The following is a 21085-nucleotide window of genomic DNA, read 5'->3' on the forward strand; positions in this document are numbered from 1 at the left end:
TGAACTGGACAAGATTTTTCCCAAGCATGACTGATTTTATCGTTACGGATTCTGATCCGTCCCGCGACCTTGAAGACGTCAAACGGTTGTTTCGGGCCTATGTGGATTGGCTTGGAATTGATTTGTCGTATCAAGGCTTTGAGGAAGAATTGGCTGCATTGCCTGGCAAGTATGTACCGCCGCTAGGTGCGCTGATACTCGCGAAGACGAGCTCTGATGTGTCAATCGGCTGTGTGGCCCTGCGGCCCATGGCTGATGAAGGCATTTGCGAGATGAAACGTTTGTATGTCGCGCCGGAGGGACGGGGAAGCGGGGTCGGCTCCAGCCTGGTGTCCGCCGTTCTGGAGCGGGGCAGAAGCGCAGGCTACCGGTATATGCGGCTCGATACACTTCCCACCATGGAAGGCGCCATCCGTTTGTACAAGGCTGCAGGGTTTGTGGAGATCCCGGCCTATTATGATACGCCCATTAAAGAGACTGTCTTTCTCCAGTGTAGTTTGTAAAGCCGCCACTGAATTATGCGGCCCCGGCAATGCGGTATGATGGCCGCATTACCGATTTTGATTAAGCGTCTTGTACACTACAGGATCAGCCCCGCCGTGGCAGCATTGGGACTTTAGACGGGATGCACTGCGAATACTGCCTCGATTTCCAGCCGGAGATCCGGCGAAAACAGCTCCTTTACAAACACAAGAGAACTGGCTGGCACGTTTTCACCGTAGCGGTCTGAAAGCACCTCTCGGATTTCCGGAATGTCAGCGGGATCCACAGCGAAGATCGTGACCTTGATGAGGTGCTGCAGGGATGTTTTGCAGCTCTCGGCAAGAATGGAGAGCTGGTCCACAATGGTGTGCGTTTGCGCTGCAGCGCCTCCCGCTTGGCTGTTAGAGCCAAAAGCTGTCAGACCGGATGTATAGACGGCATCGCCGTGGATCACGGCATGACTGTATGGCCCGGCCACGGGGCCAAGTTGATCGACGTTTTGGCGAATTGGAAGCATGATTTCTCTCATGATCGGAGCACCTAACCCGGGAAGCGCTGCGTGATGTAGGTGGTGGCGTTTTGGACAAACGGGCCAAAGCAGAATGCAATTGCGGCGGCAGCCGGCCATGCCAGCCGGAATGCAGACATCCATTGACCAAGGAAAGCGTCGCTCCAGCCGAGATTTATCAGGGTGACCCAGCAGGACATCAGAAACGACAAGAAGAAGGACATCAACGCGGTCGAGATCAGGCGATGTCTCATGCGTGTGCCTTGATCGCATCGGCGAAGGTTTTGTCTCCTATTTCTCCGAGCGCTTCGATGTGCCTTACTTCTGTGAGATTTTGTGCCAGATAGGCTTTCGTGTGGTGTGCCTCGAAATGTGCGGCCAAGGCATCCGGATTGGTCCAGCACTCCCACAAGGTGAATTTTGTTGGTTCTTTCAGGTTCTGGCGAATTTCAAACAAGATGCAGCCTGGTTCTTCGCGCGTTTGCGCAACCAGCTTCTGTAGCTCGGTTTCAACCTGCTCAAGCTTCGAGCCTTCGGTCATTTCGATACTGGCGCTGATGAAGTAGTGGCTCATGATCATCTCCTGTTTTGTTTGGGGACAGGAGAGGTATATGAATTTCATTTTTCATGATAAATACCGATTATCGACAATTTAAATTCCGAAAATGTAATCATGTTGGATGATATTGCGCTCTTTGTACACGTCGCCCAAGCCCGCAGCTTAACGGGTGCCGGTACAGCGCTGGGCCTGCCGGCTGCGACTGTGACCCGCCGTTTGCAGCGGTTGGAAGACAAGCTCGGGTATCAACTGGTTCATCGCTCGGCCCGCAAATTCGGACTGACTTCTGAAGGCGAAGCCTATTTTCAGGCCTTTGCCGGGATCGTGGAGCAGGCGGAGGTCACTGCGCGCAACTTGAGCGCCGAGATGCACGAACTCAGTGGACCCCTAGTTGTGGCTGCGCCAACCAATATTTCGGTCGGGGCCCTGCAGCCAATGTGGACCGCCTTCATGCGGCAGTATCCAGGCATTCGTTTGGACTTGAGACTGAGCAATTTCAACATCGACCTGTTGGATGAGCGAATTGATCTGGCCCTGAGAATTGGCCCGCAGCAGGATCAGCGTCTTTATCAAAGAAAGATTGGATCCATTTCGACAGCGGTGATGGCAGCCCCATCCTATCTTGAGGGGCGCAACATGCCGGAAAGTCCAGACGATCTTGAGCAGCATGCCATCATCGCCGTCCGAACGATCCCGGCCTGGCGGTTGAGCCACAGGTTGACTGGCGACACTTCCGAGTTGCATCTTAAGGGAGATGTGATTGTTGATGATATCGCGCTCGTCCGTCAGTTTGCAGAGGACGGGTTTGGCGTGTGTCTATTGAGTGTGACTGAAGCTGCTGAGCCGCTAGAGCAGGGCCGACTAAAACTTCTTCTACCAGACTGGCAGGGTCAGCAACGGGATATTTACGCTGTCTGGCCAACCGGTAGGCTCTTGAGCGCGCGTGCAAAGTGTCTGCGGGAGTTTATGCGGACCTATCTGGCCGAACGACCTGTGTTTCAAGGACAGCTGCCCGCAGTATCGACTTTGACTTAAGCGGTCAGATCATGCCGCGCCAGAGAATTGATTGTGCACATGTTCCGGCAACACCAGTACAATAGCGACAGATCAGCTGATCATATCAGGCTGTGTGGGGCTGGCAGCGATAGTAGGGCTGATAGTCGATGTAACCGCTCATCAGGGTCAGGAATGCCTGGCACTCGTCCCGCGTCTTAAAACAGGCTGTCCGGGCAACCGGGAAAGGCTCTCCCCAGTTCGCTGCGCGGCCGCCGGCAATCCCTTTCCAACCGCTGCCCTGAAACGTGCGGCAGTCATACTGAGTTCCGGATACGACCGGAATGCTGCCGCGGTCGGTATTGTAGGTTGGTGCAAAAAGAATATCTGAAGGCGACTGGATCTGGCAGGCACTCAGGGCGAATGCGAGAGTGCCAACCGCAATGAGTCCAAGGCGGTTTCCGGCATTTCGAGTTTTACTCACAAAATTCGGCATGAAGACCTCTGGCAATCGCGGACGGCATCTCTGTTCAGAGATGTCTTTCAAATCAGGATTCCGTCGTACAAACATCTGGTCGAAACGTCAAAAGCTATTGTGGCGCAAAATCCGATATGACCAGATTGTTGGCCTTCTGAAATACGACAACGGACCGATGGCTTTGCCACCGGTCCGTTCAAGAGAAAGGCAGATCTTCCAAAAGGGATGAGTTCTGCAGAGTGGTTCGAGTCTATCAGGTCAGCCAGTCGGACGGCGGAACGTTGAAGTCGAACGGATTGTCCAGTCCCTGATCCACGTCATCCCATGCCTGGTAGTGACCGTCTTCCTGCAGCTGAAGGAAAATCGCTTCCAGCTGAGCGTTCAGGATTTCCATACCGCCCCAAGCATCACCCATGCCGGCAGCAAATTTCTGGATCTCGTTGTAGAGCCCGTCCGGAATTTGGTTGAAGTCGATCTGGTCCTGGTCGGAGAACATAAAGAACAGCTCGTCTTCAAACTCGTAAGTCCGCTCGGCGCCGTTCATATAGACGATTTCGCCTTCAAACATCACCGACAGTGTCATTTCATACATGCCGAAATCGTTCAGCTCGAGCTCAATGCCGAGTTCGAAGGCCATTTCGAATTCTTCAATGCCGTAATCGAAAGCCTCGCCATAGATTTCAAGCGCCTGCTCGTATCCGAACCCAGTCATGATCGGGTTGCCGTTGGCGTCGAAGGCTTCAGCCTGTATCTCCATCCCGGTTTCGAAAGCCATCTCGACATAAAGCTCCCGGAAGGCATTGTCGTAGAAACTGCCTTCAAATTCATGCGCAATGCCAGCCTGATACTCCACCGCGACTTCTTGGCCGTTGAAGTTGATGGTCTTGATTTCTGTCGTGCGTTCTTCGGCCAGCGTGAGGATGTTAATTTGTCCGTACTCTGTGGTGTACGTGTAGTTTTCCATCTCGAGGCTGAAGTTAACCTGCTGCTCGCCGGAGCCTGCCTGGACATCGACCTGGGAACTGAGACCGCCCTGCGGCCCTTCTGCAAGGTCGCCAGTCGGCAGATTGTCTTTACCGTCCAGATTGTAGGGGTCAAGGTTCAAGAACGGCAGATCGTTGAACTCGACCGGACTGGTCGAAACATCCAATGCGTCCGGCACCGTCCAGCCGAATTCATCCAGATCGGTCATGAAGGGAGCGGTGTTGGTGGTTCCGTTCTGATCACCCGGCGGCCCAGCCGGGATATAGAGATCTATCGGCATGACTGGCGCGGTGTTGATTGAAAACGGCAGGGGATGGGTAGGCTGGTAAGTCATTATATTGCTCCTCCGCAAGGACCATCGTTTTGGACACTGTTGTCCGGTGGTGACGGTTACGATTTGGTCGTGATCGGAGAAGATTTAAAATTAAACTGTCGTCATTAAATGCTTGTAATATTAATATTATTATTCAAGATATCTTATATATTTTTCGTTATCCGAATAAATATTCTGAAGAAATATTGGAGAAGAATTGTTGTTATTTGACTGGAAGGAAAAATACCGGCGCGAGCGGCGCCGGTATGTTTCATAAGTCTCGGATGCTCCGCTCCTTTCGAAACGATCAGCTTTAGGCGCTCAATCGATTTCGATTAAGCGCCTGCTGATCTAGTTGACTGTAATCCAGCGCAGCATCAGGAAATTATCGGCCCGCTGGGTCAGATCGACTGTGTCCTTGGAGCCCCACAGCAGGGGCTGGATGTGGAGCGGCACGTAGACCACATCGTTGCGGACGGTGAGAGCAATCTCATCCAGCATTTGCTGCCGCTTGGCCGGATCAATCTCCCGCTGGATTTGCGGCACGAGCGCATCCACCTCGGGGTTTGAGTAGCCGCCAAAGTTCCAGCTGCCGAGCTTCTTCTCATCATTTCTTGAAGTGACGAGGAACCGGATTGGGTGTTCGGCGTCGAACGTTCCCGGTGACCAACCCAGGAGATACATGTCGAAATTGCCGGAGCGGAGTTCTGGCCAGTAGCTGCGTACCGGCATGGCATTCAACTCGGCGCGCATGCCTGCCTGCGTCAGCATCGCCGCCATTGCCTTGCACAGCGCTTCATCATTGATGTAGCGGTCGTTGGGGCACATCAGTCCGAAAGAGAAGCCATCCGGATAACCAGCGTCTGCCAGCAAGGCCTTGGCAGCGGCTGGGTCATAGCCAAACCGGTCTGATGCTGCAGAGCTGTATCCTTTCATTTGCGGGCTGACGAGTTGCGTTGCCAATTCCGCGCTGCCGCGCATGATCTTGTCGATCATGGCTTCGGTATTGATCGCCATTTGCACCGCTTTCCGAACCCGAACGTCTTGAAAGGGGTTTTTGCCGTTCGTTTCCTTTGAATACTTCAAGGTGTCGTGGGCATGCCCGAAGCCGAGCATGATGACCCGGGCTTCAATGCCCTGATGCAGTTTCAATCCTTGCTGATTGGCAACCCGATTGACGTCTTGAACCGGAACCGGATTGATCAGATCGACTTGACCGGAGAGCAGTCCAGAAACGGCCGTCGCCGGATTGGCGATTGGCAAGAAGGTGGCCTTGGTGAGATTGTGCTCCTTGGTATCCCACCAACCATCAAACGGTTCCAGCACGGTCTCGACGCCGGGTTGCCGGCTGACGACCTTGAACGGCCCCGTGCCGTTTGTGTTCAGCGTAGCGTAAGTTTCTGCATCCTTCGCGGGAAGGGCGGCATCATTTGCTTCGGCCCAGTCCTTGTCGAGGATCATAAAGTTTGCGATGGAATCGGGAAAGATCGGGTCGGGAGCGTGGGTCAGGAAATCGACCGTAAAGTCATCGACGACTTCAACGCTTTTTACCGGAGCAAACCAGGATGCGGTGTCTGAGGCCTCGGATGAAGCGCGTTGGTAAGAGAACAAGACATCTTCAGCGGTAAAATCAGCTCCGTCATGAAACTTCACGCCCTTGCGCAAGTTAAAGCGCCATCCATCCGTTCCGATTGGCTCCCAGCTCTCGGCAAGGGACCCCTCGATGTCCATGGACTTACCGCGCCTTACAAGTCCTTCATAGACATTGTTCAAGAACCCGAGCACCGGGGCAGAGTTGACTGCATGCGGGTCCATCGTCTGCGGATCGGTCGGTGACGACCAGCGCAGTTCAGCAGCCTCGGTCACCGAGGCGGACGTGAGAAGGGCGGCGGTCAGTGTGAAACCGGCGGTGCGCCGAAGCCATCTGGACGATGTACGGGTCATGATATCCCTGCTTGTCATTATGAAGTCACTCCGATCACACTAAGCGACTTCACGGCCAAAGAAAAACCGGATCCGTTTCCGGACCCGGTAATAGTTTCACAAGACTGTGAAGGGGTTTACGCCTTGCCGGTCACCTGAAGCGCAAAGGCTTGCACGAGGGCAACTTCCTTCAGCCGGTCAAAACGTCCCGATGCCCCGCCATGTCCGGCGTCCATATTGGTTTTGAGCATTACGAGACTGTCACCGGTCTTTGTCGCGCGGAGTTTGGCAACCCACTTGGCCGGTTCCCAGTAGGTCACACGCGGGTCGGTCAGACCTGCAAGGGCGAAGATCGGCGGGTAGTCCTTGGTTTCGACATTGTCATAAGGCGAATACGAAGCGATGTACTCATAGGCGCCCTTGTCGGTGATGGGGTTGCCCCACTCAGGCCATTCTGGCGGGGTGAGAGGCAGCGTGTCATCCAGCATGGTTGCCAGCACATCGACAAATGGGACTTCAGCAACGATGCCGCCGAATTTCTCCGGCGCCATGTTCGAGATCGCACCCATCAGCATACCGCCGGCCGATCCGCCCTGCGCAACGATGTTCTGGTGGCTTGTGAAGCCTTCCTTGACCAGATGATCTGCCGCCGCGATGAAATCTGTGAAGGTGTTCTTCTTGTTCTCCCGCCGTCCGGCCTTGTACCAGCCGAAGCCTTTTTCCTTGCCGCCGCGGATATGGGCAATGGCATAGAAAAACCCGCGATCGACCAGCGAAAGACTGTTCGTGTTGAAGCTGGCCGGGATGGAAATGCCATAAGACCCATAGCCATAGAGCAAGAGTGGGGCCGAGCCGTCCAGCGGTGTGTCTTTCCGGTAGAGAATTGAGACCGGCACCATTTCGCCGTCGGCCGCCGGTGCCATCAAGCGCTGGGTGACGTAGTCATCGGCCTTATGGCCGGAGGGCACTTCCTGTTCCTTGCGTAAGGTGCGTTCGCCTGTTGCGACGTTGTAGTCGAACGTTTGTGACGGTGTCGTCATGGATGAATAGGAAAAGCGGATGGTCTCGGTGTCGAATTCATAGCCGCCAGACAATCCCAGCGAATAAGCTTCCTCGTCAAAGGCGACATAATGTTCGTTGCCGTCTGAAAGGTTACGGATGACGATTCGCGGCAAGCCATCTTCCCGCTCCAAACGGGTCATGAACGTCTTGTAGACACAGTGAGACAGGATCAGGCACCCGGCCTTGTGCGGCACCAGATCGCTCCAGTTTTCACGGCCTGGTGTGGCTTTCGGAGCCGTCACGATCTTGAAGTCTTCCGCGCCGTCGGCGTTGGTCAGGATGTAAAGCGTGTCGCCATGGTCATCGACGGAATACTCGATGCCGGTTTCACGTGCGGCGATCAGGGCCGGTGCCTTGGTCGGTTGATCCGCCGGGATCATCCAGATTTCGGACGTCTCGTGATCATGAATGTCGATGACAATCGTGTCGCCGGACTGGGTTTTGCCGACACCCATGAAAAAGCCTGGGTCTTTTTCTTCGTAGACGAGCACATCTGTTGCTGGGTCCGTACCAATTTCATGGCGGAAGAGTTTGGACGGCCGGTGATTGGCATCAAGGCGGATATAAAAGACATATTTGCTCTCCGCGCAGAAAACACCGCCGCCGCTCGTGTCTTCGATGACGTAACCGGTGTCTTCACCTGTCTCTAGATCGCGGAACTGGAGGGAGTAATATTCAGACCCCTTGTCGTCGTAGGCCCAGGCCAACAGTTTATGGTCCGTGGAATGGCTGGCGCCGCCGATCTTGAAATAGGCTTTGCCCTCGGCTTCCTTGTCACCATCCAGCAAGATAGTCTCTTCACCACCATCGCGCGGTGTTCGGTAGAAGATCGGCTGCTGACCGCCCGTCTTGTATTTCAGGCTGTAGGCATAAGGGCCATCAGGGGAGGGAACCGCGCTGTCATCTTCCTTGATGCGGCCCCGCATTTCGGAAAACAACGTTTCCTGTAACGCTTTCGTCGGCGCCATTTGCGCCTCGTGATAGGCGTTTTCCGCCTCAAGATACGCCCGGATGTCGGCATTGAGGACACTGGGGTCTTTCATGACCTCCTGCCAATTGTCGGCCCGCAGCCAACTGTAGGCGTCTTGCCGGGTAATGCCATGGGTTTCAATTTGGACGGGGCGCGCATCAGCGCGTGGAGGGAGTGTATCGTTTTTCATGAAATCGGAGGTAAGGTGTTTGCCCATTTAAGGCAAGGGCGATCAACCGCTGCCTGTCCCCCGGCGCATCACCTGTATTTCACCCGATCTGGAAACGCGCTGAGATCGAGTTTGGACCTTATTGGGCTGGCTTTCTTGATGAAAAGGATCGATTCGTTGGCCTTGATTTCGTTGATTGGTATCTCATTCGAAACTTTTTTTTCGAGAAGGATCTCAGCGGCTAGGTTCGCCGCAGCTTCTCCGCGTTGCCAGTAGGTTTCGCCGAACGACAAGGAAACTCCGTGATCCACTAAAACAGGAGAGGAACTTACGCTTACAACATCGTCAGTTAGAAGCTGTCGCATAAGGGCATTGTTTGACACAAAGGAAGAGGTTGACGTGACATATACAACGTCAGCAGCCTTGATTTGCGATCTTACTGTCTCCGCCCGAAATTCTGCGTCATGTGCATCGGGAACGAAGCGCACCTGAATGACTTCTTTTTGCAGAACACTTGCAACTTTTGTAACTCGACTGGCTTCATTGGTGGAGTTGGGTTCTCTGGGATCAAATAGAACAGCAATACTCTCATAAGGATAGACTTGTTCCAGAAGCTGAAGGATCACTTCCACGGACAGCGATTGTTTCGCTCCGGTGGCCCCATAGGTGGGCATGTGCATGGAAAGTGTGAGGCCAACGCCAATCGGGTCTGACACGATGTTGAACACCACTGGGACATTGCCGACCCCAAAATTCAGCACCATTTTTGTGGTCGTCGTTCCGAACGTGTAGATGAGATCCTTTTTTTCCAGTTCTGTTCTTTTGGAACGCAGAAAACCCGCAAGGTTGGTTTCGCTTCTTCTGGCATCAAAATGATCGTACTTCGCCTGAATACCAAGCTGTCCGAGCCTGGAAAAGAAACCTTGCTCAGCCTGGGTCATGCCACGCCACGTAATAATCTGTATGTTTTTTGTGTCAGCCGCATAGGCAGCCTCGGCCAAAAACACCAGGAAAGTTACCAGCAGTATTCGAGCAAGATGCAAGCGTATTTCCATTGCTTTGGAGCCTTGATCCCCTCCTAAGCAAGACCGGGACGCTGTTTGGCTCTGCCATGACCGAATACCTAAGTTAGATCACAACATCCTACAAATCTATTGCAAGTAAGCTCGAATATTATGTCTCGCGTTGCTATTTCTTACGTAGAAATATCAGTATTTTTGTTTTCTGTTTCATGCGGGCAACATTTTTTGATGTTTGATCCTAAGAGACCGGCCAGCCAGAAACCAAACCAAATTACACGATTGCTGGCCGGTGTGTCCGGCTCCTCATCAGAATGAAAATCATGATGGTGATGTTGAGGAAGTTCCAGGCGATGCCATTCAAAAACGCTGCCTGGTATGAACCCGTAAGGTCGTAAATCCAGCCGGACAGCCATCCTCCCAACGCCATTCCGAGAATGGTTCCCATGATGACGAGGCCGACACGTTGTCCGGCCTCGCGGGCAGGAAGATATTCGCGGACGATAACAGCATAACTCGGCACGATCCCACCCTGGCTCAGTCCGAAGATCAATGACACGAGATAAAGGGACGCGAGCCCGTTGAAGGGAATGAAGAGGAACAGTGCTGCACATTGCAGGACTGCGCCGATCAAAAGGGTGCGAACGCCGCCGATCTTGTCCGCCAGAACACCCGATACCAGCCGGCTGGCGACACCTGCAGCTGTCATGATTGCGATCATATCTGCACCCGGCGCAACACCGTATCCGAGGTCAACGCAGTAGGCGACGATGTGGACCTGCGGCATGGCCATAGCGACACAGCACCCTAGTGCGGCCACAAACAGCAGCATCTGCAGGGTTTGCGGCGACAGTCCGGTCGAGGCTTGGTGCAAACTTGACGCAGCCGGAGCCGCACTGAACGCCGTTTCTGGTGGTCGTCGGCGCAGTGCCAAAGCAAGCGGGATCATCGTAACGAGACAAATGACTGCGATGAGCAAGTAAGTATCGCGCCAGTCTCCCGTGCCGAGATTCCATTTGATCAAGGATGGCCAGAGCACACCGGCCAAATAGTTGCCGCAGGCGGCACACGCAACAGCCAAACCGCGCCGTTTGACGAACCAGTGAGAGACATCAGCCACGAGCGGGCCGAAGGTTGCCGAAGTTCCAAGGCCGATCAGCAGTCCTTGTGCGAGAGAAAACACCCAGATGTTCGGTGCGATGGCAGCGAGCGCGAAACCTGCGCCGAGACTAACGGCCGAAGCGATCACCGGCAAGACAATGCCGTACCTGTCGACAACCCGTCCGAGAAGGTAGTTGCCAAGACCAAAGCCGATCATCGTCAGCGTGTAGGGTAGGGAAGATCCGGCCCGGTCAATGCCAAAGTCCACTTGGACAGCCGGCATGATAATCACCACCGCCCACATTCCCGCGCCACCAAGCGTGCTCAGCAGAATCGAGACAGCCAAGCGAAACCAGGCGTATGACCCATCGGGCGCAAAAGGATCGTTTGTGGCGGTGGCAGACATCGGCAATTCTCAAGGAAGATTTGCCGGAATGACTATCAGGTCAGCTCCTTTGCGGCCAATGAATATCCTTGAAGCGATCGACAAGCAGCGTGAATGGATCGCCGGACCTGTTTTGGCTTACGTCACCCAGCGTTGATATCGCTCGCGCACATTTGTGTCTGTTCGCCGTTTTCAAGTTCAAACACTGCGCAATCTGCTTCTGTTTGTGCGCCCGGGATATGCCTCGCGACTGGGGCTGTGAGCGCGTTCTGGCCTAAACTCCGAAATTCTCCATCCTTGTATCCAACCATGTGCAGGACCCTGCGATTGTTGGATGGCAGGATGATGAAGGGCAGGGCTTGAGCATCGGCTTTGACCGTTGCGCTCAGATTTTGCTCTCGCGCGCCAATCTTGTGATTTGAAAATCCACGGAGCGCGTATGCCAGCTCCAGTTTGTTCCCTTGCCAGCGCGCGATTTGCAATGTTCCGCCAATATGCGGCGTTTCCACAAAGGCGATCTGCTTTTGTCCCGTCCCGAGATAATCCGCGATCCCGGCAATGTTGAGCCAGCGGTTCGTCCGACCGATGGGCCGGGAACTTGCGACTTCAACCAATTCATCGGCGCGAAGTCCAAAAACAGCCACACTCGCACCAGCTGACAGAAAGGCGCGGATAGTGACGATTTCCGGCTTACCGTCGCCGTTCAGATCAACAATTCGCGGTGTGCGATCTTCAAACACCTGGTCGTGTGGCAGAGTCACAGTGTAATCGTTTCCGCCGACTTTGAGATGCAGCGATCCGCCCTCAATCCCATCGCCCAAAATCGCATGCCCATAGCGATCCGTGGGGGTGCCGTACCAGGCGGCATAGGTCGTTCCATTGTGGCGAAGCTTTGCGACGTCACCGTCCGGCAACCGGTCCTGTGCTGCAACGCTATCCTCCATTGCCAGGGCACCAATCAGCACCGCTGGCAGCATCAGGAGTTTCAAGCAAGCCGTCACCGTCATCACGTATCCTTTGTGAACCAGAAAAAGAAGCGGCCACCAGCAGGGGCTGGCCATGCGTTTCCATTCCGCTGACGGTACTCAAACACGGATATTCGTGCGGTCAATCCTGCGTGACGCGTAGTTTATTGCAGGTAGCTGTCGACGATCTGCCAATATCTGGGATCCCGCCAAACCTTGGAAACAGCCTTTGACAAGCGGGCTTTCAGGGCGGGGGACACAGACTTGTTGGCGGCCAGCCATTGTACGCCGTGTGAGAGTGGAGCTCCGACCTGAAGGCGTGTGTGATCGAAGCCCTGCTTTCGGGTGATGTAACTTGCGCGCATCGAAATGGTGTACCAGGCATCAACCCGCCCGGCCTGGAGCATCCGGGCCATCTGTTCTGCAGTGGCAATCTCGGTCAGGTTTGTCAGGCCATTTCGCCGCAGAATACGAGCCCTCTGGCTACCCAGATGCACTCCGATGACCTTGTTGTCTGCCAGCGCCTGTTCAAAGCTGTCAATTTGCTCATCGAGGGTGATGAAGGCGCTTTCCGTATAAATCAGAGGGGCAATGTACTTCAGTTTTGCGCTGCGTTTTCGCGTGTAGGCCAGGGAAAAAATGAGAGATCCCGGCGTGTTTTCGACGAGTACCTGCGCTCGTTTCCAAGGTGCAAACCGGATATCGAGTTCGATATCCGCCTCTTTCGCGACCAGTTCCATGATCTCAACGGCGATGCCCCGTTCCTCGGCATTGATCGACAAGGGGGGGAGAAACCCAGTGTAGGCGATGATCTTGTCTTGGCTTCGGGCCCCTGCGGTGAAGGCAGCGTATAAGCTTGCCCCTAACAGGACATGTCCCAGTATCCGAAGAATAGGCAAGGTGTTTCCCCTGAAAGTGCGGCGAGTTATCAGGGGAAATAACAGTGTTATGTTAAAGGAGGCCTAAAGTCCCGCAAAGAAATGTCATGAATGAGTTCAATGGTTTGGGCTTTCATAATGTCTCGCTGAAAGCCGCCATTTGTCGCAACGAAACTCTGCGGCATTACTCTTTTGGCTCAAAGGACATCGCGTGGCCGTTTAGGCAATAGCGCAGTCCTGTCGGCGGCGGGCCGTCTGGAAAGACATGACCAAGATGTGCATCGCATTTGTTGCATCTGATTTCCGTACGGATCATGCCGTGGGACCGGTCCTCAATCTCGCGTATCGCACCTGGATTTGCTGCTTCGAAGAAGCTCGGCCAGCCACAGCCCGCATCAAACTTGGTGTCCGAATGAAAAAGCTCGGCACCGCAGCAGACGCAATCGTAGCGGCCGGCGTTGAAGCTGTTCCAGTAGGGGCCCGTATAGGGGCGTTCCGTGCCCGATTGACGGGTGACATAAAACTGCTCGGGCGTGAGCTGCGCCATCCATTCAGCCGTTGATTTTTTAATTTTTGTGTCGGTGTCGTCGCTCATTGTCTTTTCCTAGCTTTGTACCGACTAAGAGATAAGAAAATCACCGGAACCGGCAAGAGGCGGAAGCTCATCCGCCAAGGACGCTCATTGAGAATTTGACACGGTTTCCGCCTTCCTGACGGGCCTGAAAAACACAAGATTCTGAAGCAGCTAACAGAAACTCGGAGCTTTCCGCGACGCCTTTGTGTTCGGCAACTGCGCAGGCAGTACCGACCGAAGCGGTAACGACACCGTTATGAGCTGTGTTCCCCGGGTTGGGGATCCCCAAGTCTTGAATCGCAACTTGTATGTAGGCGCTGATGGTTTCTGCGCCCATTTCGTGTGTTCGAGGCAATAGCAATGCGAACTCCGACATTGAAATGCGGGCGGCAACATCGGCGGGCCGGCGCGCTGTGTCTTTCAGAACGTCTGCCACTTTCGACACGCAGTCGTCTGCAGCGCTCTGTCCGCACTGTTCGGACATCGCGTCAAATTTGTCGACCGAAACCTTGATAAGGGTTGTGTGGGTGTTTTCGCGCAGTGCGATCGCCCACTCCCGGTTCAATGTGTCTTCGAAAGCGCGGCGATTGAAGAGACCGGTCAGGGGATCTGTCTGTGTGGCCGCTTCAAGCAGCCCTTCGAGTTCCTTTTGCCGCGCAATGCTCCGAAAGAAGACGGCAAAGGCGGCCGGTTCTCCGCCTTGTTCGATGAGGTGCGTTGTCACTTCGGCCCAAACAAGCGAACCGTGTGCCGAGCGAAGCTGCAGGTCGGCATGGGGCAAGCTGACGTCTGGTGTTGCTGATCCAGACAGAATCTTGTGAAGCGTCTCCGCCTCCGGATTGGGAGGGCCAAGGTAGACGAGGTCACTTAAATGTTCCGGCAATTTATCGGAGTCCCAGCCAAACAATCGGGCAGCGGACGGTGAGGCATACTCCAAGTTTCCGGTAAGGCTCAGCTGAAGGATTGCGTCGCCGCTGAGAGACAAAAGTGTTTCGAAATTCAAATTTCTCGGCTGCGAAGCTGCAGCTCCGGACGCTGTCCCCCCATTTTGGTCCAAAGCCATGCGTTGCCTCGCTTAATTTTGCCGCTGAAACCACCGCGACGTTTCTTAAAGTGAACGGTATTAGGAACGTGAAATCAAGAGGCTTGCGATCTTAGGGGATTGTTCGCGACTCTACAGCGTGATCCAGAACGCAGTCGCATAGAAGTCGTTGTTTACGTCATGAGACCGGCTTCATCTTAGGTGTTGCTTTGCAGTGGGCTGCTTACTGCTGATTTGGTTGGCCGGCGGGCGTACAAAGGCTGAATGTCGCAAAAAGACAAATGGAATCAATTTTTAAATACTTTTGCACGAAGCTCGCAGCGTCAAGGGAGGCAGCACCCTGGCGTTGAGTAAGGTATTGAATGGTCACGCGTTGTGCCTTGAAGTCCAAAAAACGGGTCCCAATTACGCACCTGACAGTTCCTATCCCGCTATTATGCCCCCCAAAGACATCGATTCGTTCAGCATATCCGCGATGCTCCATCGGCAACCGTAACGAAAGATCAGTATGACGCCCGCAGTTACTGACGAAACCACGCTTCTGGCTGTGCTTGCGCCGTTCGCGGCTGCAGTGGCCGCGCCGTTCTTGACGAAGTGGTTCAAACACAACGCGGCATGGCCGCTGGCGGTGGTTCCCGCGCTCATCTTTTTGCATTTCACAGGTTTTGTCGCACCTGTTTCGGACGGCCAGTCCTTCGTTGCAGCGGTCGCTTGGGCGCCGAGCTATGGTGTGAACTTCTCCATTTATGTCGATGGATTGTCTACGCTTTTTGCGCTTCTGATCTCAGGGATCGGAACCTTCATTATTCTGTATGCCGGTGGCTATCTGAAAGGCCATCCGCAGCAAGGCCGCTTCTTTTCGTTCCTGTTTCTTTTCATGGGCGCAATGCTTGGGCTCGTGCTCGGCAACAACTTGATTTCCATGTTTATTTTCTGGGAGTTGACGTCGATCACGTCCTTCCTGTTGATTGGCTTTGACCACCTTCGGGCGGCGTCCAGACGAGCAGCAATCCAAGCCTTGGTGGTGACAGGCGGTGGCGGCTTGATTTTGCTGGCCGGTTTCATTGTCATCATTTCTGCGACCGGTGAAATCGAGATGTCGGTGCTTCTGGCTTCGCCCGATATCATCAAGGACACAGGCCTTTATGTGCCGATTTTCCTGCTTGTTCTCGGCGGAGCGTTTACGAAATCAGCCCAGTTTCCGTTTCATTTCTGGCTTCCCAATGCGATGGAAGCGCCGACGCCCGTCTCCGCGTTCCTTCACTCCGCAACGATGGTCAAGGCAGGTGTTTACCTCCTTATGCGCATGCACCCGCTTCTCGGAGACACCGCGCTCTGGACGACGGTGTTGCCGCTCTTTGGCGGTGTCACTTTGTTGGTGGGTACCATTCTGGCCGTGCGTCAGACCGATCTGAAATTGATGCTGGCCTACACAACGGTGGCGTCTCTCGGTCTTCTCGTCATGTTGACCGGCACAAGCCATGAAAAAGCGCTTGAGGGCGCGGTTCTTTATCTATTGGCGCACTCGCTGTTCAAGGGCGCACTATTTATGGTTGCCGGAACCATCGATCACGAAGCCGGCACCCGGGACATCCGATATCTTGGTGGCTTGCGCTCCGCGATGCCGATCACGTTCGGGGCTGCCTGTCTGGCAGGACTGTCGATGTCAGGACTTCCGCCCTTCATTGGTTTTATCGCCAAGGAAGTTCTTTACTACGGTACATGGGGATGGCCGGACTTTGGCCTGCTAATCACTGTCGTGGCCGTTGTCGGCAACTCATTGATGCTGGTGATCGCAGCGGCCGTTGCGATCAAGCCGTTCTTCGGCCCAGCGGTCGACACTCCGAAACACGCTCACGAGGGGCCGGTGTTGTTGTTTGCCGGTCCGGTGGTGTTGTCTGTGTTGGGGTTCATCCTTGCGGTCATCCCGCACACAACAGGCGTTCTGTTTATCGGCCCAACTCTGTCATCCTTGATTGGGTCTTTCACCGAGATTGATCTGCATCTTTGGCCGACCAAGATCAACGCCCCGTTGATCTTGTCTCTAATCACGATCGGCATGGGGATTTTCCTGTTTACCCAGCTCGACAAGCTGAGAGCTTTCATAGCCGGTACTTTGACCGCCATCGGTTGGGGGCCGGACAAAGGCTTTGACCAGGCAATCGCCGGTATTGTGTCGTTGTCTTCGGCGATTACCAGGGTGGTGCAGGGCGGTAAGATGCAGACCTATATGGCGCTGACATTTCTGGCTGCCGGTGCCGCGGTATTGGTGCCGGGGTATGTTGGCGGCGGATGGCCGGCCATGCCCAAAATGCCCACTTATACGTTCTATGAGTGGAGCATTTTCCTGATCGCGGTGCTCGGTCTGATTTCGGTACTGGTTGCAAAGACGCGGCTGACGGCCATCGTCTCTCTCGGCATCCAGGGGTTTGCCGTTGCCCTGATCTTCCTCCTCTTCGGTGCACCGGATCTGGCCTTTACCCAGTTGATGGTTGAAACGCTGTCGGTGGTTATTCTGGCGCTTGTGATGACCCGCCTGAACCTGTCCCCGCGGGATCATCGCAATGGTGTCTCGACACTTGTAACCGGCGCTATTTCCGTATCGGTCGGCCTTGGTCTTGGCTTGACCTTGATGGCGATTACACAGCAGCCCTTCGACCGCAGACTGTCGGACTTCTTTACCGAGTACAGCAATTCAATTGCCTACGGCCGGAACATCGTGAACGTCATCCTCGTTGATTTCCGCGGTATTGATACGCTCGGTGAAATCGCGGTCGTTGCCCTGGCCGGGCTTTGTGTCCTTGCGCTGATCCGCGTGCACACGAAAAAGACACTTCCTGAGGACGAGGTCATTGATCCGTCCGATACAGGCGCAAAGAAGGAGGCCGTGTAATGCGTACCGTCATTTTCCGAACCATTGCGCCGTATCTGTCCGCTCTGATGGTGCTGTATTCCATCTTCGTCCTTCTGCGCGGACACAATGAACCGGGCGGCGGTTTCATCGGTGGGCTGATTGCAGCCTCCGCACTCGCGATTTTCGGTATTGCCTGCGGGGTTGCAGCTGTGCGCCGCGCGATCAAGGTGCATCCCATGAGCATCGCCGGCTTTGGCTTGTTCATGGGAGCTGCAGCAGGCGTAATCTCGTTGTTCACCAATCAGCCCTTCATGACCAGCCAGTGGTGGCCGATCAATCTGTTCAATGTCCAGATCAAGCTGTCGACACCGCTGATCTTCGATATTGGCGTCTACCTGGTGGTGGTGGGCGCGATCAGTTCGATTGCGTTGGCGCTGGAAGAAAGGGAGAGTGACTGATGGAAACCGGTCTTTCTATCCTTGTCGGGCTGTTTTTCGCTGTCTCCGTCTACCTCATGCTTTCCAAGCAGCTGGTGAGAATGTTGCTAGGCATCGCGATTCTCGGAAACGCGGTCAACATGTCGATTTTCGTCAATGGCCGTTTGACCCGTGAGGTGCCGCCTGTCATTCCGGAAGGGTTGATGGTGCCAACAGAGGTGATCGCCAATCCGTTGCCGCAGGCGCTGGTGCTGACGGCTATTGTGATCTCCTTTTCCTTCTTTGCGTTCCTTCTTGTTCTGGCCTTCCGGGCTTATCAGGAAGTCGGCACGGACGACGTCAACGAAATGCGCGTTGCCGAGCCTGAGAACGATCCGCTTCCGCCGCAAGGGTACTGATCTGACATGGCCAGCACTTATTCTTCTGAAAAAGTCGACTATTCCGCAGCCATGAACCTGGAGCCGGTGGCGGCCGCGGACTGGTTGATCGTTGCGCCGGTTCTGGTTTCGCTGATCGGCGGTGCCGTCTGCCTGATGATGCGCAAGAACACAGACGCCCAACCGAAACTGGCGATGCTTTTTCTGGCGCTTCTCGTCTTGGTCAACTTCGGGCTTTTGATCCGTGTTTTGGATCAAGGTGTTATCACGATGGTGATGGGTGGCTGGTTGCCGCCGTTCGGGATTGCCTTCACCGTTGATGCGCTTGGTGCCACGCTGTCGCTGATTGCTTCGATTGTTGCCTTTTGCGCCGGTCTTTACGGGATTGTGACCGTTGGGACCACGGGGCGCAGATACGGGTTTTATCCGTTTCTTGTCTTGCTCATGGCCGGAGTGTGCGGCGCGTTTTTGACCGGGGACATCTTCAACCTCTATGTCTGGTTCGAAGTATTGCTGATCTCCTCCTACGGCATGCTGGTTCTCGGCAATGAAAAGCCCCAGCTGGACGGCGCCGTCAAATACGGCGTTTTGAACCTCATCGGGACGAACTTTTTCCTGATCGGAACCGGCATGATTTACGGCGTGTTCGGCACGCTGAATATGGCGGACATTGCAATCAAGATGTCTGAGCTCGACAGCCCAGCGTCCGGAACGCTTCTCACCATCGCGGTGCTTTATTTCCTGGCGTTTGCAATGAAAGCGGCGGCTTTCCCGGTCAACTTCTGGCTTCCTGCGTCCTATCACACGCCAAATATTGTGGTGTCTGCTGTGTTTGCCGGGCTTCTGACCAAGGTTGGTGTCTATGCGCTGTTGCGGATTTTCGTGCTGATCATGCCGGGATCCCGTGAAGCACTCGCAGACCTCTTTGCCCTGGTGGCGATCCTCACGCTCATGACCGGCGCTTTCGGCGCCTTGGCGCAAAGTGAGCTCCGACGTCTCCTCGGTTATCTTGTGATTGCCGGGATTGGCTCCATGCTGGCGGGCATTGCAGTCGGCACCACCCTCGCGCTGTCGGGAGCGATCTTCTATGCGGTTCATTCGATCATCGTGATGACAGCTTTGTATATGGCTAGCGGGATCGTGAACATGATGTCGGGCACCTACGATCTACGTCAGCTGGGTGGGCTCTATCAAAGGAACGTTGCCTTTGCGGCCGTTTTCCTGGTGCTTGCCTTCGCTGTTTCGGGACTGCCGCCCTTCTCTGGCTTCTGGCCGAAGGTCTTGTTGGTCGATGCTGCGTTCGCCGATGGCAGGGCCTTGCTTGGTGCCGCCATTCTGCTCAGCGGCTTCTTGACGACCATCGCGATGGGCCGTGTGTGGATTTACGCGTTCTGGCGAGGCGGACCGGAAGGGACGCCTGACGGCGAAAGTGTGGGGACGGGGGCGGCGGCTGCAGCTGTTGGCGGAGGGGCTGCGGGACTGGCGGGGCCAGCCGTTTGGCTTCCGCTTGGCATCTTAACGGCAATGATTGTCTATTTCGGTTTGCAGCCGGAGTGGATGCTTGAACTCTCAACACGCGGAGCTGTTGGTCTGGTCGAACCGCGCGGCTACCTGCGCTCTGTCTTCGGGGGGCTGTGATGACAAGCCTATTCTTGATCAATATCCTTATGGCGCTGGCTTGGGCGGCTGTGACGGGGAGTTTCAGTGAGATCAATCTGGCCCTTGGCTTCGTGCTCGGAACAGCTGCTCTCTACCTTATCCGCGAACAGGTCGGGACCACGGCCTACTTCAGCCGTGTTGGCAAGGCATTTAATCTGGCGGCAACCTTCGTTTACGAGTTGGTATTGTCCGCCTGGCGGGTGGCGACCATCGTTGTGCGTCCGAAGATCGAGCTGCAGCCCGGTTTTATTGCCTATCCATTGACGGTGGACCGTGATTTTGAAATCACCATGCTGGCGAATCTGATCACCCTGACGCCAGGTACTCTGTCGGTGGATGTCTCTGCAGACCGCAAGACGCTTTATGTTCATTGTATCGATGTACCGGATCCGCAAGCCACGATTGACGACATCAAGAACGGCTTTGAACGCAAGATCCTGGAGGTGTTCAGATGAGCTCTCTCGACGCTTTTGCAGATGCGTATCTCGCCTGGGCCGTTAAGGCATCGCTCGGGATCCTTAGCATCTCATTCCTGATCATTGTCTACCGGATCGTGAAGGGGCCAAGCTTGCCGGATCGCGTGGTTGCCCTTGATATGCTGGTCGCGGTTGGCATTGGGTTCATTGCTGCGGTCGGCCTTCTGACCGGCTATTACCTTTATATCGATATCGCAATCACTCTTGGCCTGGTCGGGTTTCTGGCAACCGTTGCCTTCGCCCGCTTCATCTTGAACCGGGGGGCGGCAGGGGATGCCACGATCATGGATGAGGTCAAAGATAGTATTAGGCGGCGGGAGGCAGGCCAATGAGCGCGGTTGTTACGATCCTCGCCGGGACCATGCTCGTCATCGGCGCCTTGTTTGCTCTGGTTGCATCCATTGGCATAGTTCGGTTGAAAGACGTTTACATGCGCACGCATGCGGCTTCAAAAGCTGGAACGCTTGGCTCAGGTCTCATGCTCATCGCTCTTGCGGTCTATGCAGCAGACTTGGCTGTTGCAACACGCGCTTTGGCCGGTGTCATATTCTTTCTTTTGACTGCCCCGATTTCGGCGCATCTGCTTGCTAAGGCTGCTTATGAAGCTGGATACCGTCCTTGCGCGGATACGAAAGAAGACGCCATGGCCGAGGTTTTTCCGCAAAAAGACTGATTTGAAACCGGTTGTGACTGCCGAAGCGCAGCAGTCATGACCTTGCGGTAATACTTTTGATTGGATGTGGATTAAAGATCCGGGTAATGATCATTATTTTCCAAACCTAGTGTTTTATTGCATCCATTGGATTTTTATTTGATCGAAGGGCTTGTCTGCGAATGCCGCCGTCTATATAAGGCTGTCAACGACACTTGCAAAGT

The 21085-nt window shown here is 54.7% G+C and carries 22 protein-coding genes; 9 read left to right on the forward strand and 13 right to left on the reverse strand.

Annotation, left to right across the window (positions count from 1 at the left end):
- The first annotated feature begins 26 nt into the window (after positions 1-26).
- On the forward strand, positions 27-503 hold the full coding sequence (locus ACQY4Z_RS20690; protein WP_428524443.1) for a GNAT family N-acetyltransferase: 477 nt from the start codon (positions 27-29) through the stop codon (positions 501-503).
- A 113-nt stretch (positions 504-616) separates the two neighbouring features.
- Here ACQY4Z_RS20690 and ACQY4Z_RS20695 read toward each other — a convergent pair whose 3' ends face one another.
- The 3 genes from ACQY4Z_RS20695 to ACQY4Z_RS20705 are packed head-to-tail and all read right to left on the reverse strand — an operon-like array spanning position 617 to position 1565.
- Positions 617-1000, reverse strand: coding sequence for a RidA family protein (locus ACQY4Z_RS20695; RefSeq protein ID WP_428524445.1), 384 nt, complete (start codon positions 998-1000; stop codon positions 617-619).
- Between the two features lie 23 nt (positions 1001-1023).
- Entirely contained in the window at positions 1024-1245 is a 222-nt protein-coding gene (locus ACQY4Z_RS20700) for a DUF2798 domain-containing protein (RefSeq protein ID WP_409692370.1), read from the reverse strand.
- Positions 1242-1565: an antibiotic biosynthesis monooxygenase gene (locus ACQY4Z_RS20705; protein WP_428524447.1), complete on the reverse strand. Its 324-nt coding sequence runs from the start codon at positions 1563-1565 to the stop codon at positions 1242-1244. Before ACQY4Z_RS20705 ends, ACQY4Z_RS20700 begins: the two co-directional genes overlap by 4 nt.
- A gap of 99 nt (positions 1566-1664) precedes the next feature.
- On the opposite strand from ACQY4Z_RS20705, the gene ACQY4Z_RS20710 reads away from it, so the two are divergent.
- Entirely contained in the window at positions 1665-2585 is a 921-nt protein-coding gene (locus tag ACQY4Z_RS20710) for a LysR family transcriptional regulator (protein ID WP_428524449.1), read from the forward strand.
- Positions 2586-2670: 85 nt separating this feature from the next.
- Here ACQY4Z_RS20710 and ACQY4Z_RS20715 read toward each other — a convergent pair whose 3' ends face one another.
- The 10 genes from ACQY4Z_RS20715 to ACQY4Z_RS20760 all read right to left on the reverse strand — a co-directional run bounded on the left by ACQY4Z_RS20715 (position 2671) and on the right by ACQY4Z_RS20760 (position 14427).
- Positions 2671-3039: a hypothetical protein gene (locus ACQY4Z_RS20715; protein WP_428524451.1), complete on the reverse strand. Its 369-nt coding sequence runs from the start codon at positions 3037-3039 to the stop codon at positions 2671-2673.
- A 235-nt stretch (positions 3040-3274) separates the two neighbouring features.
- The gene (locus ACQY4Z_RS20720; RefSeq protein ID WP_428524453.1) at positions 3275-4339 is read right to left on the reverse strand and encodes a hypothetical protein; all 1065 of its coding nucleotides are present in this window, start codon (positions 4337-4339) and stop codon (positions 3275-3277) included.
- A gap of 330 nt (positions 4340-4669) precedes the next feature.
- Positions 4670-6262: an ABC transporter substrate-binding protein gene (locus ACQY4Z_RS20725; protein WP_428524455.1), complete on the reverse strand. Its 1593-nt coding sequence runs from the start codon at positions 6260-6262 to the stop codon at positions 4670-4672.
- A 116-nt stretch (positions 6263-6378) separates the two neighbouring features.
- The gene (locus ACQY4Z_RS20730; RefSeq protein ID WP_428524457.1) at positions 6379-8463 is read right to left on the reverse strand and encodes a S9 family peptidase; all 2085 of its coding nucleotides are present in this window, start codon (positions 8461-8463) and stop codon (positions 6379-6381) included.
- Between the two features lie 68 nt (positions 8464-8531).
- Positions 8532-9497 (reverse strand): ABC transporter substrate binding protein, encoded by a 966-nt coding sequence (locus ACQY4Z_RS20735; RefSeq protein ID WP_428524459.1) that lies wholly within the window; start codon positions 9495-9497, stop codon positions 8532-8534.
- Between the two features lie 238 nt (positions 9498-9735).
- Entirely contained in the window at positions 9736-10968 is a 1233-nt protein-coding gene (locus ACQY4Z_RS20740) for an MFS transporter (protein WP_428524461.1), read from the reverse strand.
- Between the two features lie 122 nt (positions 10969-11090).
- On the reverse strand, positions 11091-11954 hold the full coding sequence (locus ACQY4Z_RS20745; RefSeq protein ID WP_428524463.1) for a hypothetical protein: 864 nt from the start codon (positions 11952-11954) through the stop codon (positions 11091-11093).
- A gap of 122 nt (positions 11955-12076) precedes the next feature.
- The gene (locus ACQY4Z_RS20750; RefSeq protein ID WP_428524465.1) at positions 12077-12811 is read right to left on the reverse strand and encodes a substrate-binding periplasmic protein; all 735 of its coding nucleotides are present in this window, start codon (positions 12809-12811) and stop codon (positions 12077-12079) included.
- A gap of 163 nt (positions 12812-12974) precedes the next feature.
- On the reverse strand, positions 12975-13385 hold the full coding sequence (gene msrB / locus ACQY4Z_RS20755; RefSeq protein WP_133946732.1) for a peptide-methionine (R)-S-oxide reductase MsrB: 411 nt from the start codon (positions 13383-13385) through the stop codon (positions 12975-12977).
- Positions 13386-13452: 67 nt separating this feature from the next.
- Positions 13453-14427, reverse strand: a complete 975-nt coding sequence (locus ACQY4Z_RS20760) for a sensor domain-containing diguanylate cyclase (protein ID WP_428524467.1) — start codon at positions 14425-14427, stop codon at positions 13453-13455.
- A 487-nt stretch (positions 14428-14914) separates the two neighbouring features.
- Between ACQY4Z_RS20760 and ACQY4Z_RS20765 the strand changes: the two genes are divergently transcribed.
- Genes ACQY4Z_RS20765 through mnhG form a run of 7 tightly spaced genes read left to right on the forward strand, consistent with a single transcriptional unit; the run spans position 14915 to position 20882 of the window.
- Positions 14915-17299: a putative monovalent cation/H+ antiporter subunit A gene (locus ACQY4Z_RS20765; protein WP_428524469.1), complete on the forward strand. Its 2385-nt coding sequence runs from the start codon at positions 14915-14917 to the stop codon at positions 17297-17299.
- On the forward strand, positions 17299-17718 hold the full coding sequence (locus ACQY4Z_RS20770) for a Na+/H+ antiporter subunit B (RefSeq protein ID WP_409692343.1): 420 nt from the start codon (positions 17299-17301) through the stop codon (positions 17716-17718). Before ACQY4Z_RS20765 ends, ACQY4Z_RS20770 begins: the two co-directional genes overlap by 1 nt.
- Positions 17718-18095, forward strand: a complete 378-nt coding sequence (locus tag ACQY4Z_RS20775) for a Na+/H+ antiporter subunit C (protein ID WP_008192232.1) — start codon at positions 17718-17720, stop codon at positions 18093-18095. Before ACQY4Z_RS20770 ends, ACQY4Z_RS20775 begins: the two co-directional genes overlap by 1 nt.
- 6 nt (positions 18096-18101) lie before the next feature.
- Entirely contained in the window at positions 18102-19712 is a 1611-nt protein-coding gene (locus ACQY4Z_RS20780; RefSeq protein ID WP_428524472.1) for a Na+/H+ antiporter subunit D, read from the forward strand.
- Positions 19712-20188: a Na+/H+ antiporter subunit E gene (locus ACQY4Z_RS20785; protein ID WP_040450782.1), complete on the forward strand. Its 477-nt coding sequence runs from the start codon at positions 19712-19714 to the stop codon at positions 20186-20188. Before ACQY4Z_RS20780 ends, ACQY4Z_RS20785 begins: the two co-directional genes overlap by 1 nt.
- Positions 20185-20541 (forward strand): cation:proton antiporter, encoded by a 357-nt coding sequence (locus ACQY4Z_RS20790; RefSeq protein ID WP_008196590.1) that lies wholly within the window; start codon positions 20185-20187, stop codon positions 20539-20541. The genes ACQY4Z_RS20785 and ACQY4Z_RS20790 overlap by 4 nt, the downstream gene beginning before the upstream one ends.
- Complete coding sequence (gene mnhG, locus ACQY4Z_RS20795; RefSeq protein ID WP_008192167.1) at positions 20538-20882, forward strand: monovalent cation/H(+) antiporter subunit G; 345 nt, start codon at positions 20538-20540, stop codon at positions 20880-20882. The genes ACQY4Z_RS20790 and mnhG overlap by 4 nt, the downstream gene beginning before the upstream one ends.
- Positions 20883-21085: the final 203 nt, after the last annotated feature.

This window comes from Roseibium sp., assembly GCF_965276855.1.
Classification (GTDB): domain Bacteria; phylum Pseudomonadota; class Alphaproteobacteria; order Rhizobiales; family Stappiaceae; genus Roseibium.